Source organism: Rhodanobacter sp. Soil_C_14 (assembly GCF_057657335.1).
The window spans coordinates 133,593-147,784 of record NZ_JBDGIQ010000008.1 but is presented as its reverse complement, the minus strand read 5'-3'; the positions used below and the strand labels follow the sequence as shown (position 1 = coordinate 147,784).

Genomic DNA, 14,192 nt, shown 5'->3' with positions numbered 1-14,192 from the left:
GTGAGAACTTGTTTGGCTTGTTCATGGCTCCATCTTCTCAAGAGTTGGAGCCTCCTCAAAACCCGGGGCGGTTCAGGCCACGTTCCACCGGCCCCGGTTAGCGCGCCGACGAGTTCACACTCCGCATCACGATATTTGAGCCACTCCACTTGTTCAGCTTTAAGTGCTTCGACGACGCGAGGGCCGAGCATCGACGCAGATTCCGTCAGAAGGACCAGCTGTCCATATGCTCTTTTAAGGCGCTTTTCAGTTGCTTGTCGTTCCTGCACCAAAAGCAGCCCGGTATTCATCGAGCTGCCCTCCGGCCAGCATGCTGGTCGATCCGTACAGTTCGCACTAGCGAAGGCAGTCGATGTTGCGGTCGAGAGGATCAAGCTAAGCAGCAGCTTCGTCATTTGCGTTCCACAGAGGCCAGACACCGGAACTGCGCGGCGGCACAGCCGTTCATTTCGAATGAATAGTTGGTTCAGCCGTCCCGGCATGCGCCTATTCGTGGGGGCAGGCAGGCGTGGTTGCAGGGGCTGGGCTGATGTGGGTGACACGCAAAGCGATTGCAAGATTCTTCATGCCATACCTCCAAATTGTGTGTTGTGAAGCCCGACGCCTGGATAATTGGTCATAGCGCGCTGGCGTTGACCGCGAAGTCGCCACCCGCGCGAACGTCGTGGCCGTACTTGAACGTGTGACTTTCAACCACCTTGTTGTTGCAGCTCAACGCGATTCTGTGCCCTTTATGCGATGGTGTAACGGCAAAACTTTCCCGGAAGCTGCCGGACACAATCCGCTCTTGCGGTGCAGATTTGGAACCAAGCGAAATGACGGAAAGCTGACAGCTGGAACTGCCTGGCGTAGCGCCAACGGCGAAAAAGTAACCGTCTGCCGGACCGAGCAGGCCTGCACATCCTGAAAGTAGAAAACAGCCTACTGACGCAGCGGTACGTCTCATAAGCCCCCTAATGCTTAAGTTAAAGCGAATTGCAGCGCGTACCTGGCAACATGGCAAGCTCTATCAGTCATGCTGTCAGCTTGGCGACGCAATTTCGGTTTGTACGCATTGTTACGGCGTACCCTGAATGAACCTGTCGAGAAGCGTCATGGCTCGGTCCACTGATCGGTCGCTCTCGACGGAATCATCCGGTTGCACAGAGTAGTAGCGACCGTGTATGTCCAGGAATACCACGCATGTCGTATGCATGGATCGGATGGGCTGTTTGGGCGGGCTGTCGCGATGAGCTGCAACCAGGAGATCAGAAAGCTCTGCGAGCTGAGCTGTGGACGCGTCCAGTCGCTTGGTCAAGTCGGCTGTTTGCCAGATTAGCCGCTGTGTCCCGTCCAAGTAGGCGAAGTTGGCGACCAGGTAGCTATCCCCCAGGAAGAACAGTCCGCCGGTGAGCTTGGCGGGTGGAGCGTCGTCGGCGACTTCATCTCGCCAGAAGTCCAGCGAGCTCAGGCAGCCGTTCTTCGTATGGCTGTCGAGGGATGAGCCCTTCAAAGCCCCGGCGATTCCTCGCGATATTGATTCGGCGGAACTGGGGCGTGCTTGACCAGAGCTGGTCGCGCAGGCAGCCAGAGTAGAGATTGCCACAGCACCGAGAATGGCTTTGCCGTTCATTATCCGAGATCCGATGCGCGCGTCCTGACGCTGGAATTGGGTGGCGGCGTAGTCATCCGCCATAATCCTGATGCTGCGTTCCGAGGAGGATACGCTCACTCGACGGGCGCATGTCGTTCGGCAAGGTGATCGTGGCCATCGCCAACAAGCACGCCCGGCAGATCTGGGCGATGCTGGCGCACGACGTCGACTACGAACCAAGTGCCTGCCTCGACCATCCCATGCACCAGAAACACCACGCGGCCAACGTCGCGTAGCCACAGGGTTTTCGTTCCATCGTCAGCGCGAAGTGGCAGACAACGGTTCAGGCCGACCCAGAGAGAACCTGACTAACCGGATGGACGTCCAGACGGTGTTCTGGCTGATCCCCGCGCACCGGACAGTCCGATGAACGAAAGAGGTCTTTGGGTGCGGTTTATACAGAGGTTCGAGTCAGCGAAATCGACTCAACAAGACCGGTTATGACCGAAGGAAATCCCCTTGCGGGACGGAAATGCAGCCTGACACTCGTTGGAGCCGCGCAGCAGTGATACGCAGCACGCACCATCAGGACAACACCCTCACCAGCAGTGGCCCGAAAGCTCAGGGCAAAAGCCTCATGCGGCTGGGATTGACGGGAAGTCTCTTACGGAAATGTTAGGCATCTGCCCCGAGTACCGCAGAGTCAACTTTCAGACCAGAAGCGGTGCGACTTGCGACGTAGTATGCCTTGTGAAGTGCGGCGGTAAATTCCGGATCAGAGCCTTCAATTTCTCTCGCCGCATAGTGGCCGAAGGTCAATGCGTGAAGCTTGTTACGCTCAGTGGAGCGCCCTTCAAAGAACTCGATGAGCCATGCGAGTTGCGCCCGAATGGATTGCATCATTGCCTCAGGCGCAGGGAGGCTGTCCATGGCGATCCGTCTATCGCAAATATCTAGCGCCTCTCGGGCAATCTGAGCTTTAAGTTCTTCTTGGCTCACTTTGAACTCCCAAAAGATGCCTAACGCTGGAATTGAGCGGCCTCGAATGAGTGGTTAGGACGTGACGGAGCGCGCCTTGCGCCAAGCCGCTGTTGCCTCACGCACCTCGGACATGTTGTTGAAGTTTTGCAAGTGACGATGCTGAAAAGTAGCGGGATGCTGCGAAACGGAACGAGCGAGTTGTGCCAACGACACATTGCCATGCGATGAAAAATCGGCAGCCTCGAACTCTGACAGCGCAAAGCAAATCTCGTAGATGCCAACGGAACCGCACACGACGGGAAGATACTTTGACGTCTCGTCCTCAAAAAGCATCCATGCCCAAGTTTCTTCGCCGAGAACGCGCATTTGAGTCCTAACGCTTGAGTTAAGCGGTGCGCGGCTTTTTGCGCGTCCGCTTGGACGAGTTGTTAGGCCAAACATTGCCAGCCTAGAGGTAACCAGCCGCCTTGAGATAGTGGGCGACAATTGCGTCCATGCGGTCGTCGCCGATACCTGACTCTCGGCCCGGGCGACGCCAGTGCCAGATGGATTGTATCGCCTCGTCGCTGACGGAAAGAAACTCTTTCTTGAAGGCAAGGGCCAAGTCTGCGTTTGTGAGTGAAGGGTCGGCGCTCACCAGTTCTTTGAATAGTGCGGAAGGACTTTGCCCGCCAATTATCGTTTGAAACATCGCTTCTCGACCTAGAAGGAATGCAGGTGGTATGGCCTAACGCTTGAGTTAGGCGGCGGCGAAGCCGTCCGCCTTGAACGGGATGTTAGACCTACAGCTCGGAAACAGCCTGCATTGGGTCAATGTCCCTGCCAGCAACGTCTGTGAGGCGAAAAATTTTGTTGCATGGCTTGCAGTAATAGCCTTTGCCCGAACTGTATTCATCGTAGCCGCCAATTGGGATCTTGCAGGCCGGACAATGTGGATTCTTTTCACGATCCCAGTAGATTCCGTACTTGACGCGAAACTCTGACTTCTTAGATGCGGAAAGAGCTACCAGCACGAACACAAGATTTAGCACTAGCGAAGTCACTAGCAGAGCGAGCAACACTTTTTTGGACGTGACCGCTTCTATGGCGGGTAAGACCGCAGGGGCGACCTGGTAAGCCGCCCAAACGAGTAGAACAGTAAGGGACGCCGCAATCCCCTCAGCAGCGCGATCGGCGAGCTTGTCTTTGACGGTAGCGAAAAAGGTCATTTGTAGGTCTAACGCTGGAATTAAGCGGCGGCGCGGCCGTCCGCTTGGATGAGTGGTTAGGGCTCATATGGCGCGGCATTGACCACAGAGTCCAACCGTAGATAAGGATGTTTGTGCGGCTTTGGGTGACCAACATCGACTTCGATTACAACGCCAGAGAAGTCGCCCCGTACCTCACGCGAATAGTCAATGCCCAGGAGCTGGAAGGCCGCAGGCACCCTGTAATCTGGATCTTGGATCACGACTAATTCGTGCCAATCATGGCTACCGCAGGGGTGCACGAAGCTGCCATGAAAATGCTCGACGAGACAGCCGTGAGTAGTGACCGACCCGCCAACGAATTGTGCTTTGGATTTTGCGAGCTCCCTGATGTCGACGTGAGCAGATTCGCCTGCAAATGCTGACGAAGCAAGCAAAGTCGATGCTAGCAGTGCTACCAGTCGCGTTGATCTGTACATGAGCCCTAACGCTAAGTAGACCCCAAAAGTGGGTGTTGCATCGAGTATGCGGTTCGGTGACTGGTCGCTCAAGCGATGAATTCCTGCACCGGATCATGGGTTTGGATAGCGGTGGCTTCGCTGGTGTGGCTGCGTCCTGCCGTTGTTATCAGCGACTTTTGAGGGTGTATGAGTTACCGGGCGGAAGTGAGGGTGTGACGGCGGCGGGAATGGCGCAGTGGCTGGATCGGCCGCGAAACGATATCCGCGGGCCGCTTGACGGCGTGCTGCAAGCTGACGCGTGGCGGGGTGCGACCTTCGTGTTGGTCTGCCCGGCTCGACCCGGATGGTTCAATGGGGCGGATGTCCGCGCTCGCGGGTGAGTCGGGTCAGTTCGGCAATCAGGTCGGGGCGGGTGGCGAGGGCATCGAGCAGATAGACCTGCACGTCGTGTGCCGCCACCGTCGCGTGCAGCTTTCCGCCGGTGCCGACGTCGACTGCCTTGTCGCCGAACGCGGATGTCCAGCGGCCAGCTTGCAGATAATCGCCAACGTCAAACGATGCGGCAGCATCGCCCTTGTTCAGCAGCACCAGCGCAATCTGGTGCACGTCACCCTTCTGGTACACGCGGTAGAACGCGGCCTGGTTGCCGGCGAAGTGCAGTGGCAGCATCAGGCCGCGTTGCAGTGCCGGGGTCTTTTCGCGCAACTGGGCGATGCGCTTGAGCTGGCGATAGATCGGACTTTTCGGTGCGGCGTCGATGCGTTGCTGGCCGTAGTAGTTGCGGTTGCCCTGGTGTTCGGCCTTGCCGCGCTCGAAGCCGGTTTCGGAGCCGTAGTAGATCGCCGGGATGCCGCGGGCGGTGAACAGCCAGTTGTTCGCGTCGATGAAGCCGTTGTCGCTGGCGGCCAGGCGCGCCATGTCGTGGTTGTCGTAGAAGGTGACCAGTTCGTACGGGTTCTGGTACGGGCCGTTGGTGAGGTAGAGGCGGTCGAGCAGTTGGGCGTAGTCGCTGCCGGGATGCTCGAACACGTCGGCGATGCGCCCGCGCAGCGGGAAGTCGAGCACGCTGATGCCGCCGTTTTCGGGCCAGGTGTACTGGCCGATGTTGTCGGGGCTGTAGTCGAACGCTTCGCCGAACATGAAGAAGCCGGGATGCTTCGCCCGGATGCGCGCGGCGAACTGTTTCCAGAAGGTGGTGGACATGTGGCTGATGGTGTCGATGCGGAACGTATCGGCGCCCTGGTCGGCCCACTGGTTGTACGCGCCCGCGAAGTAGTCGAGCACGGCCGGGTTCCGGTCGTCGTTGTTGGACAGCTGCACCAGGTCGTCGTAGGCGTGATAGAAGCGGTGCAGCGGGTTGCGCACGGGATCGAGTTTGTACGGCGGCAGGTTCTGCTGGTCGGCGACGAGCTTGCCGTCCTTGTCGTAGATCTGGCCGAACATCGGTTGCGCCTGCGGCATGCTGAAGGCGGGCGAGCCGTGGTTGGCCACGATGTCGAGCACAGTCTTCAGGCCCTGCGCCCGCATCGCCGCGGTGAACTGGCGGAAGTCGAGGTTCTTGCTGGGCAGGTGTTCGTCGAGCTTGTAGAAGTTGACGCCCCAGTAGCCGTGGAAGCCGGTCTTGCCACGGTCGGTGAACTTGGAACCCCAGCTCACCGGATCGCCGCCGGTGAAGGCTTCGTCGGGGTTGTCCACGATCGGGGTGATCCACACCGCGCCGAAGCCCATGCCGCGGATGTAGGCGGCGTTGTCCAGCACACCCCGGAAGTCGCCGCCGAGGTAGCCGATGTTCGCGCTTTCGCCCTTCGGCGCGCCGGCCACCGGGACGTCGAAGGTGGGGTGGGCGCCGCCCTGGTGGCGCTGGTCGTTGGACGGGTCGCCGTTGACGAAGCGGTCGGTCATCACGAAGTAGATCGCGTTGGACGCCATCGGCGCGTCGGTGCCGACGAATTCGGGCGTGGTGTCCGCGGCGTGCGCGCCGCAGCAGAGCAGGGTGAGCGTGGCAAGCGCCAGTACGGTGGTGCGGATCATCTCGTCGTTCCGGTGATGGCGTTGGCGAGGCCTGACTAGCCAGGCTCGCGCACGCGCAGGGTGAACAGGCCGGCGACCAGCAGGCAGGCGCCGCCCAGTGCCAGCGCCCAGATCGGCTGGTTGTGGAAGCACAGCCGCAGCAGCAGGCCGAGCACGCTGGCGGCGATCAGCTGCGGGATCACGATGAAGAAATTGAAGATGCCCATGTAGACGCCCATCTTCCCCGCGGGCAGGTTGTCCGACAGCAGCGCATAGGGCAGCGACAGGATCGAGGCCCAGGCGAAGCCCACGCCGACCATCGAGGCAAGCAGCCATACCGGGTCGCGGATCAGCAGGAACGACAGCAGGCCGGCGCCGCCCAGGCACAGGTTGATCAGGTGGCTGATGCGCAGGCCCCAGCGCCGCACCATCAGCGGTATCACCACCGCGGCCACGGCGGCGAAGCCGTTGTAGGCGGCGAACAGCACGCCGACCCAGTTGGCGCCCTCGTTGTACAGGGCCGAGTGCACGTCGGTGGTGCCGTAGATGGTCTCGGTCACGCTCGCGGTGGTGTAGATCCACATCGCGAACAGCGCGAACCACGAGAACAGTTGCACCCACGCCAGTTGCCGCATCGAGACGGGCATGCCGTAGAGGTCGCCCATCACTTCGCGCAGCATGCCGCGGCCGCGGCTGAAGCTGAGCCAGACGAACAGCAGGCCGAACACGAGCAGCCCGCCGCCCAGCACGTAGACCTCTTTCTCCAGCGCGAAATGCTGGATCGCGAACAGCACCGCGACGCCGACCACCAGCAGCAGCACGCCCCAGCGCCAGGCCTGCGACACGTCCACCGCCAGCGGTTCGGCCACGCTGTCGCTGAACGACTGCAGCCGGTCCGGCGGGTATTCGCGGGTGCTGAAGATGGTCCACAGCACCGCACCCAGCAGCACCGCGCCGCCGGCGTAGAAGGCATATTTCACCGTGTCGGGAATGCCGCCGTCAGGCGCCACGTTGGCCACGCCGAATTGCGTCAGTATCCACGGCAGCGCCGAGGCCACCACCGCGCCCACGCCGATGAAGAAGCTCTGCATCGCGTAGCCGGAGGGCCGCTGGCGGGTCGGCAGCTGGTCGCCCACGAAGGCGCGGAACGGCTCCATCGACACGTTGATCGAGGCGTCCAGAATCCACAGCAGGCCGGCGGCCATCCACAGCACCGGCGCGTTCGGCATCCACAGCAGGGCCAGCGAGGCGAACACCGCGCCGGCCAGGAAGTAGGGGCGGCGCCGGCCCAGCCGGTTCCAGGTGCGGTCGGAGAAGTGGCCGATGATCGGCTGCACGATCAGCCCGGTCAGCGGCGCGGCGATCCACAGCGCAGGGATGTCGTTGAGATCGGCGCCCAGGGTCTGGAAGATCCGGCTGACGTTCGCGTTCTGCAGCGCGAAGCCGAACTGCAGGCCGAGGAAGCCGAAGCACATGTTCCAGATCTGCCAGAACGACAGCGCCGGTTTGGAGTTCGCGGAAGTACCGTCGTTCATGGTGAGCCGTGGCCGGGGGCGAGCGGAGCGATCAGCAGATCATGCACCACCGCCCGGTTCAATGGGCCATCGCTGCCGCCCTGTCCGCCGGTGTAATGGGCGAAGTGGGCCAGGTAGCTCATGTTGAAGCCGTCGTCGAGCGTGAACCGGCAGGTCGCGTCCGCCTTCGCGCTGAAGCTGCCCCAGATGGATGACTGGGTGCGCACGCTGTGCGGCATCACGATCGGCAAGCGTTGCTCGGCGCTGCCGTCGCAGCGGATCACCAGCATCTTCACCGCCGCGGTGATGCCGGTGTTGATCGGGCCGTGGTCGTTGGCGTAGTCCAGCGCGACGCGCCAGTCGCCGCTGGCTGGCGCCGTCCACTGGCGTGGCCAGTCGCCGCCGATCCGGTTCGTGTCGCCGACGCAGACGGTGGGGCTGTGCAGCGATTCCAGCCCCTGCGCGTCGATGCGCGTGGCGCTGAAGCAGGCCAGGCCCGGCTGTCGTGCGAGCGTGCTGCTGGCGTCGATGTCGCCGTGCGCCACGCCGTTGAGGTAGAGCCGCTGCCTGCCCTCGACGCGGATCTGCCAATGCTTGCCGACGGCCTGCACGTGCGGCGCGGCGGGGGCTAGCGGCGCGTACAGCGGCGCGTCGGTGCGCAGCGGCACGTCGGCGACCTGCACCGCTTTCAGCGTGACGGTGGTGGTGTTGCCCTGCGTGCGCAGCTGGTCGGCGACAAGCAGGTTGCCGTCGAGCGTGGCGGGAAGCTGCAGGGTGATCCGGCGTCCGGGCAGTTCGAGCGTGATCGCGTGGCGCGCGCCGAACAGCATCCGCACCAGCGCGGTGGGCAGCTTCGGTGCGACCCGGCCATTCTCCTCCAGGCCGAACACGCCTTCGCTGACCATCGCCAGGTAGGCCGCCACCGACCACAGCTGGCGCGGCGAATTCACCACCGGGCCGCTCAGCTTGCCTTCGTCGACGTGCTGGCCCTGGGTCAGCAGTTCGTAGTTCTCCATGTTGGAGCCGTACAGCGCGGCGCCGCGCATGATCGAGGCGATCTCGTGGGCGATGCGGGCGGGCTGCTGCGTTTCGCGTGCGGCGCGCAGCGCATACATGCTGACGAACGGCCAGATCGCCCGGTTGTGGTAGATCGGCTGGTCGGCGCGCTCGGGCCAGATCACCGGGCTGCCGGCCGGCCACGTGGGGTAGTTCGCCAGCGTCTGGCGGGCGCGTTCGCCTTCGGCCACGCCGCTGTCGACCGCCAGCGCGATGCCGAGCAGGTCGTAAGTGTCGTACGGCGTGCCGTCGCCGCCGAGGTAGCTCATGTACATGCCGCGATCGGCGCGCCAGAAGCGAGCGTTGATCGCCGCCTTCAGCGCCGCCGCGTCGTTGCGGTAGCCGGTGGCGGCCTTCGCGTCGTGGTGTTGGTCGGCCAGCGTGGCGGCCAGTTGCAGCGCCTGGTAGTGCAGCACGTTGGTGGACAGCGCGAACGATTGCGCGATGAAGCCCACCTCGTCCGCGGTCCACGCCGGGTAACTCTGTTCACGCCAGTCGAGGAAGGAGGTCTCGCCCCGATACAGGCCGAGGCGCTGGTCGAACGCATATTGCCGATCCTGCGCCAGGGTGGCGCCGAGTGCCTGGTAGACGTCGCCGGCGAACGCGGCGTCGTCGAGCAGATGGCGCGCGCCCAGGAACCACACCACGCGATCGGTGCTGATCGGCCAGCTGCCGCCGGAGCCGGTGTCCTGCATCGGATAGTGCGGTTTTGAATCCGGGCCTTGCGCTGCGCCGGCCACGCGCACGCCGGACAGCTTGAACTTCAGCCCGTTGCGCGAACGGGCGGGGTCGAAGCGCCACAGGCCGAGGTCGATCGCGTAGGACAGGTCGCGCGTCCACACGTAAGGCCACTTCAGCCCGGTGACGAAGCAGCGGCACGGAATCGGCTGGCCGTGGTCGAACGCGCCGTCGCGGATCGCCTCCACCGAGTCGAGCGCGAGGTCGTCCTGCGCCATCGCGAACAGGCCGTCGAACAGCGGGCTGGCGGTGTCGCTGCGCAGCGGCTGCGGGGCGATCACCCGCTGGCCGTACGGCCACGCCAGCGTGTAGCGGTGCTGCGCGTCGTGCTCGATGCCGACGTGCACGCCGTGCCAGTCCAGGCCGTCCTGCCCCAGGCCTTCCTGCCACGCAGGCGTCGCGGCGCTGGCGGCCAGCGCGGCTCCCAGCAGCAGGCTCAGCACGGGCAGGGTCGCGCTGGCGGAAGGCGAATCGTGGTGGTCATCGGTGACAACGCTCCGGTGGCTGCGGGCTGGCGCGACGTCCGCAGGGACGATGCCTCCTGCATGGTAGGCAGCGTCGCACTGCAGCAACCAGTGGTTGCATACGTATTCATGCCGCGCGTGCGTTTTCGCCCGGCGCGCCATTCGCGCGGCGCCTTGTAAAGCAGCGGGCGATGACGGCATAGTCGTTCGACGGCCACGATCACACGGGAGATTCCATGCGGGTACGCCTCGAAGAAGTGGCGCGCGCAGCGAGCGTATCGCCCAAGACGGTGTCCCGCGTGCTCAACGACGAGGCCAACGTGAGCGAGGAGACGCGCAAGCGCGTGCGCGCCGCGATGGAAGAGCTGGACTATCGCCCGCATCCCTCGGCGCGCAGTCTCGCCGGCAACCGCTCGTTCGTGGTGGCGATGCTGTACGACAACAACGACAACCCGGCCTCGACCTACCTGGCCGAGATCCAGGACGGCGTGCTGGAAGCCTGCGACGCGCACCGCTACAGCATGATGGTGCGACCGCTGCGGATGCGTGGCGACGACTTCATCCGCCGGCTCGACGCGCTGATCTCCGACCATCACCCCGACGGCGTGGTGCTGACCCCGCCGATCACCGACTACGCACCGCTGCTGAAGCGCCTGCGCGAACGCAACGTGCCGTATGCCAGCGTGTCGCCGCAGAGCGATGCCAGCATCGGCGTGCGGATGGACGAGCAGGCCGCGGCGCGAGCCATCGTCGAGCATCTGCTGGGCCTGGGCCACCGGCGCATCGCCCACGTGCTGGGCATCGCCGACCACGGCGCCAGCCGCTGGCGGCTGGCCGGTTACCGCGAGGCGATGGCGGCGGCCGGCGTGCCCGAAGACCCGGCGCTGGTGGTGCAGGGCGCCTTTACGTTCGGCTCCGGCGTCACCGCGGCACGCGAGCTGTTCGCCCTGAAGCAGCGGCCGACGGCGGTGTTTGCCGCCAACGACGACATGGCCACCGGGGTGATGTGGGCCGCCGGCGAATACGGATTGAAGGTGCCGCAGGACCTGTCCGTGTGCGGCTTCGACGACACCCCGCTGGCGCGCCAGCTGTGGCCGGCGCTGACCACGGTGCAGCAGCCCAGCCGCGAGATGGGCCGCATCGCCGCCCAGCAGCTGCTGAACCTGCTGCGCGGCCGCGGCACCGGCGAGCTGGTGCAGATGCCGTTCTCCCTGCAGATCCGCGGCTCCACCGCGCGCGTTTCCTGAAGTTCGCCGCCCGGTCGCGAAGAGCCGGCGGACGGTGTCCGCCCTGCGCGTCCCTCTCAGCCGCCCCTCCGTAGGGCGGGCACCGCCCGCCACACGCCGTCGCAGGCCGCCACTTCCCTTGGCTGATGCGTCGGCCGATGCGTCACACCGCCACTGCGTGCCTGAGCAGCCCCGCCGAATCCGGCCATGTTGCGCAGCGAATTGACAGCGCTGTCATCCGTGTCACTATGCGGTTCAGACCGCGTGCCGTCGGCGCGCCAGCCAGGAGCCTTGCCGTGCGATTTCCGCCCCCACCGAACTCGTTGCCGGGTCGTCTTGCCCTCTCCGTCACCCTCGCCGGCGCGTTGATCATGCCCATCCATTTCGTGCTCGCCGGGGACACCGCCGCCACCGTCCATCCCGATGCCTGGCCCCAGGTGCGCTCGCCGTTGCCGCCCGATCCGGCGCTGGAGGCGCGGGTGAAGGCGCTGCTGGCGAAGATGTCGGTGGAGGACAAGGTGGGCCAGATGATCCAGGCCGACATCAAGTCGGTGACGCCGGACGACGTGCGCGAGTATCGGCTTGGCTCGATCCTGGCCGGCGGCAATTCCGGGCCGGACGGCGGCCAGTACGGCACCGCGGCGCGGTGGCAGAAGCTGTCCGACGCGTTCTACCGCGCTTCGATGGATACCTCGGACGGCCGGCTGGCGATCCCGGTGCTGTTCGGCATCGACGCGGTGCATGGCCACAACAACCTGGTCGGCAGCACGCTGTTCCCGCAGAACTCCGCGCTGGGCAATGCGCGTGATCCGCAGCTGATCCATGCGATCGGCGCAGTCACCGCCCGCGAGCTGCGCGCCAGCGGCATCAACTGGACCTTCGCGCCTACGCTGACCGTGCCCCAGGACGGCCGCTGGGGCCGCGCCTACGAAGGCTATTCGGAAAACCCCGCGCTGGTGGCGCAATACGCCGGCGCGGTGATCGAGGGGCTGGAAGGCAAGGTCGGCACGCCGCAGTTCCTCGACGCCGACCACGTGATCGCCACCGCCAAGCATTTCGTGGGCGACGGCGGCACCAGGGACGGCAAGGACCAGGGCGATGCCGAGGTCAGCGAAGCGGTGTTGCGCGACGTGCACGCGGTCGGCTATCCGCCGGCGATCCGCGCCGGGGTGCAGGTGGTGATGGTCTCGTTCTCCAGCTGGAACGGGGTGAAGATGGCCGGCAACAAGGGCCTGATCACCGACGTGCTGAAGCAGCGCATGGGCTTCGGCGGCATCGTGCTAGGCGACTGGAATGCCCACGGCCAGGTGCCCGGCTGCACCAACGAAGACTGCCCGGTGGCGTACAACGCCGGGCTGGACATGCTGGAGGCGCCCGACTCGTGGAAGGGTCTGTACAGGAACACCCTGGCCGAGGTGAAGTCCGGGGTGATCCCGATGGCCCGCGTCGACGACGCGGTGAGCCGCATCCTGCGGGTGAAGCTGCGCCTGGGCATGTTCGAGGCGGGGCTGCCTTCGGCCAATCCGCTGGTGCGTGATTCGGCCAAGGTGATCGGCAGCGCCGAACATCGCGCGCTGGCCCGCCGTGCCGTGCGCGAATCGCTGGTGCTGCTGAAGAACGACGGCGTGCTGCCGATCGATCCGCGCAAGCACGTGCTGGTCGCCGGCGATGGCGCGGACAACATCTCCAAGCAGAACGGCGGCTGGACGCTGACCTGGCAGGGCACCGGCCTCACCAATGCAAACTTCCCCGGCGCCACCTCGATCTGGGCCGGCATCCGCGACCAGGTGCAGGCCGCCGGCGGCAGCGCCGAGCTGTCGGTGGAAGGCAAGTACGAACGCAAGCCCGATGTCGCCATCGTGGTATTCGGCGAAGACCCGTACGCCGAGTTCCAGGGCGACCTGCCGAACCTTGCCTACCGGCCGGGCAACGATCACGACCTCGACCTGCTGCGTCGCCTGCGCCAGCAGGGCGTGCCGGTGGTGGCGGTGTTCCTGACTGGACGGCCGCTGTGGATGAACCGCGAGATCAATGCCGCCGACGCCTTCGTGGTGGCGTGGTTGCCGGGCAGCGAGGGCGAGGGTATTGCCGACGTGCTGCTGCGCACCCGCGACGGCCACATCGCCCACGATTTCCACGGCAGGCTGGCCTACTCGTGGCCGCGCACCGCGGTGCAGATTCCGCTGGCCGGCGGCAAGGAGCACTACGACCCGCAGTTCCGCTACGGCTTCGGGCTGAGCTATGCCGAGCCCGGCAAGGGCGGCAAGCTGTCCGAAGATCCGGGCATTGCGCTGAGCAGCGCGCGTGCCGGCGTCTACTTCACCCACGGCAAGCCGGCGCAGGGTTTCGTGCTGCAGCTCACCGGCGCCAATGGCGCGGACAGCAACGTCACGGCGACGCCATCGGTCACGGCGGACGGCACGCTGCGCGTCGGCGCGCTCGACTACAAGGCGCAGGAAGACGCCCGCAGCCTGGCCTGGTCCGGCGGCGGCAAGGCCCAGGCCGCGCTGGTCGCGCCGGCACCGCTGGACGTCGAGCGTGAAACCAATGGCGACGTGATGCTGGTGACCACGCTGCGCGTCGATGCGCTGTCGGCGCAGGGCGCCAGCATCGGCGTCAGCTGCGGCAGCGGCTGCGGTGCGCAACTGCCGATCGGCACGCAGCTCACCGCCCTGCCGCGCGGACAATGGCTGAGCGTCGGCATTCCGCTGAAGTGCTTCCGCGACGCGGGCGCCGACATGAGCAAGCTGGACCGGCCGTTCGAGTGGACCAGCAGCACCGGCGAACGCATCGCCGTGGCCGAAGTGTCGCTGGGCACGGTGGCCGACCACACGCTGGACTGCCCCGCGCACTGAGCCGGGCAGCAAGGCCGGAGCCGGGACAGGTTCCGGCAAGGCGCGGAATGAAAACTTAGCGGCCTGCGGGCCGCTTTTTCGTGGGCGTCGCCTGCCGGGGCGACGCCGGCCCGCTCATATGGACGGC

General features: G+C 64.8%; 12 protein-coding genes. 3 read left to right on the top strand and 9 right to left on the bottom strand.

Going from position 1 to position 14,192, the window contains the following annotated elements:
• Positions 1 to 395, bottom strand: a 395-nt coding sequence (locus AC3A56_RS16725) for a lysozyme inhibitor LprI family protein (protein WP_487771097.1), incomplete at its 3' end; no start/stop codon positions are given.
• A gap of 662 nt (positions 396 to 1,057) precedes the next feature.
• Positions 1,058 to 1,675 carry a hypothetical protein gene (locus AC3A56_RS16720; protein ID WP_487771096.1) on the bottom strand — a complete coding sequence of 206 codons (618 nt, stop codon included), beginning with the start codon at positions 1,673 to 1,675 and terminating at the stop codon, positions 1,058 to 1,060.
• Positions 1,676 to 1,722: 47 nt separating this feature from the next.
• Here AC3A56_RS16720 and AC3A56_RS16715 point away from each other — a divergent pair, with 47 nt between their 5' ends.
• Complete coding sequence (locus tag AC3A56_RS16715) at positions 1,723 to 1,869, top strand: hypothetical protein (protein ID WP_487771095.1); 147 nt, start codon at positions 1,723 to 1,725, stop codon at positions 1,867 to 1,869.
• Positions 1,870 to 2,248: 379 nt separating this feature from the next.
• On the opposite strand, the gene AC3A56_RS16710 is transcribed toward AC3A56_RS16715, so the two are convergent.
• The 7 genes from AC3A56_RS16710 to AC3A56_RS16680 all read right to left on the bottom strand — a co-directional run bounded on the left by AC3A56_RS16710 (position 2,249) and on the right by AC3A56_RS16680 (position 9,963).
• A complete protein-coding gene (locus AC3A56_RS16710; RefSeq protein WP_487771094.1) occupies positions 2,249 to 2,572 on the bottom strand; it encodes an immunity protein Tsi6 family protein in 324 nt (107 codons plus the stop codon).
• Positions 2,573 to 2,626: 54 nt separating this feature from the next.
• A complete protein-coding gene (locus AC3A56_RS16705; protein ID WP_487771093.1) occupies positions 2,627 to 2,920 on the bottom strand; it encodes a hypothetical protein in 294 nt (97 codons plus the stop codon).
• 82 nt (positions 2,921 to 3,002) lie between these two features.
• Entirely contained in the window at positions 3,003 to 3,245 is a 243-nt protein-coding gene (locus AC3A56_RS16700) for a hypothetical protein (RefSeq protein ID WP_487771092.1), read from the bottom strand.
• Between the two features lie 91 nt (positions 3,246 to 3,336).
• Positions 3,337 to 3,762: a hypothetical protein gene (locus AC3A56_RS16695; RefSeq protein ID WP_487771091.1), complete on the bottom strand. Its 426-nt coding sequence runs from the start codon at positions 3,760 to 3,762 to the stop codon at positions 3,337 to 3,339.
• Between the two features lie 788 nt (positions 3,763 to 4,550).
• On the bottom strand, positions 4,551 to 6,233 hold the full coding sequence (locus tag AC3A56_RS16690; protein ID WP_487771090.1) for an alpha-amylase family glycosyl hydrolase: 1,683 nt from the start codon (positions 6,231 to 6,233) through the stop codon (positions 4,551 to 4,553).
• A gap of 35 nt (positions 6,234 to 6,268) precedes the next feature.
• Complete coding sequence (locus tag AC3A56_RS16685) at positions 6,269 to 7,747, bottom strand: MFS transporter (RefSeq protein ID WP_487771089.1); 1,479 nt, start codon at positions 7,745 to 7,747, stop codon at positions 6,269 to 6,271.
• Positions 7,744 to 9,963, bottom strand: a complete 2,220-nt coding sequence (locus AC3A56_RS16680) for an alpha-L-rhamnosidase-related protein (RefSeq protein ID WP_487771088.1) — start codon at positions 9,961 to 9,963, stop codon at positions 7,744 to 7,746. The genes AC3A56_RS16685 and AC3A56_RS16680 overlap by 4 nt, the downstream gene beginning before the upstream one ends.
• A gap of 257 nt (positions 9,964 to 10,220) precedes the next feature.
• Here AC3A56_RS16680 and AC3A56_RS16675 point away from each other — a divergent pair, with 257 nt between their 5' ends.
• Together AC3A56_RS16675 and AC3A56_RS16670 are read left to right on the top strand one after the other, a co-directional pair.
• The gene (locus AC3A56_RS16675) at positions 10,221 to 11,231 is read left to right on the top strand and encodes a LacI family DNA-binding transcriptional regulator (protein ID WP_487771087.1); all 1,011 of its coding nucleotides are present in this window, start codon (positions 10,221 to 10,223) and stop codon (positions 11,229 to 11,231) included.
• Between the two features lie 350 nt (positions 11,232 to 11,581).
• A complete protein-coding gene (locus AC3A56_RS16670) occupies positions 11,582 to 14,065 on the top strand; it encodes a glycoside hydrolase family 3 protein (protein WP_487771104.1) in 2,484 nt (827 codons plus the stop codon).
• The last annotated feature ends 127 nt before the right edge of the window (positions 14,066 to 14,192 follow it).

What these genes read in the sequence shown, in the direction of transcription:
- AC3A56_RS16715 (WP_487771095.1), top strand. Translation starts at nt 1,723, where the DNA reads ATGTCGTTCGGCAAGGTGATCGTGGCCATCGCCAACAAGCACGCCCGG.
- AC3A56_RS16705 (WP_487771093.1), bottom strand. Translation starts at nt 2,920, where the DNA reads ATGCGCGTTCTCGGCGAAGAAACTTGGGCATGGATGCTTTTTGAGGAC.
- AC3A56_RS16675 (WP_487771087.1), top strand. Translation starts at nt 10,221, where the DNA reads ATGCGGGTACGCCTCGAAGAAGTGGCGCGCGCAGCGAGCGTATCGCCC.
- AC3A56_RS16670 (WP_487771104.1), top strand. Translation starts at nt 11,582, where the DNA reads ATGCCCATCCATTTCGTGCTCGCCGGGGACACCGCCGCCACCGTCCAT.
- AC3A56_RS16695 (WP_487771091.1), bottom strand. Translation starts at nt 3,762, where the DNA reads ATGACCTTTTTCGCTACCGTCAAAGACAAGCTCGCCGATCGCGCTGCT.
- AC3A56_RS16700 (WP_487771092.1), bottom strand. Translation starts at nt 3,245, where the DNA reads ATGTTTCAAACGATAATTGGCGGGCAAAGTCCTTCCGCACTATTCAAA.
- AC3A56_RS16720 (WP_487771096.1), bottom strand. Translation starts at nt 1,675, where the DNA reads ATGGCGGATGACTACGCCGCCACCCAATTCCAGCGTCAGGACGCGCGC.
- AC3A56_RS16685 (WP_487771089.1), bottom strand. Translation starts at nt 7,747, where the DNA reads ATGAACGACGGTACTTCCGCGAACTCCAAACCGGCGCTGTCGTTCTGG.
- AC3A56_RS16690 (WP_487771090.1), bottom strand. Translation starts at nt 6,233, where the DNA reads ATGATCCGCACCACCGTACTGGCGCTTGCCACGCTCACCCTGCTCTGC.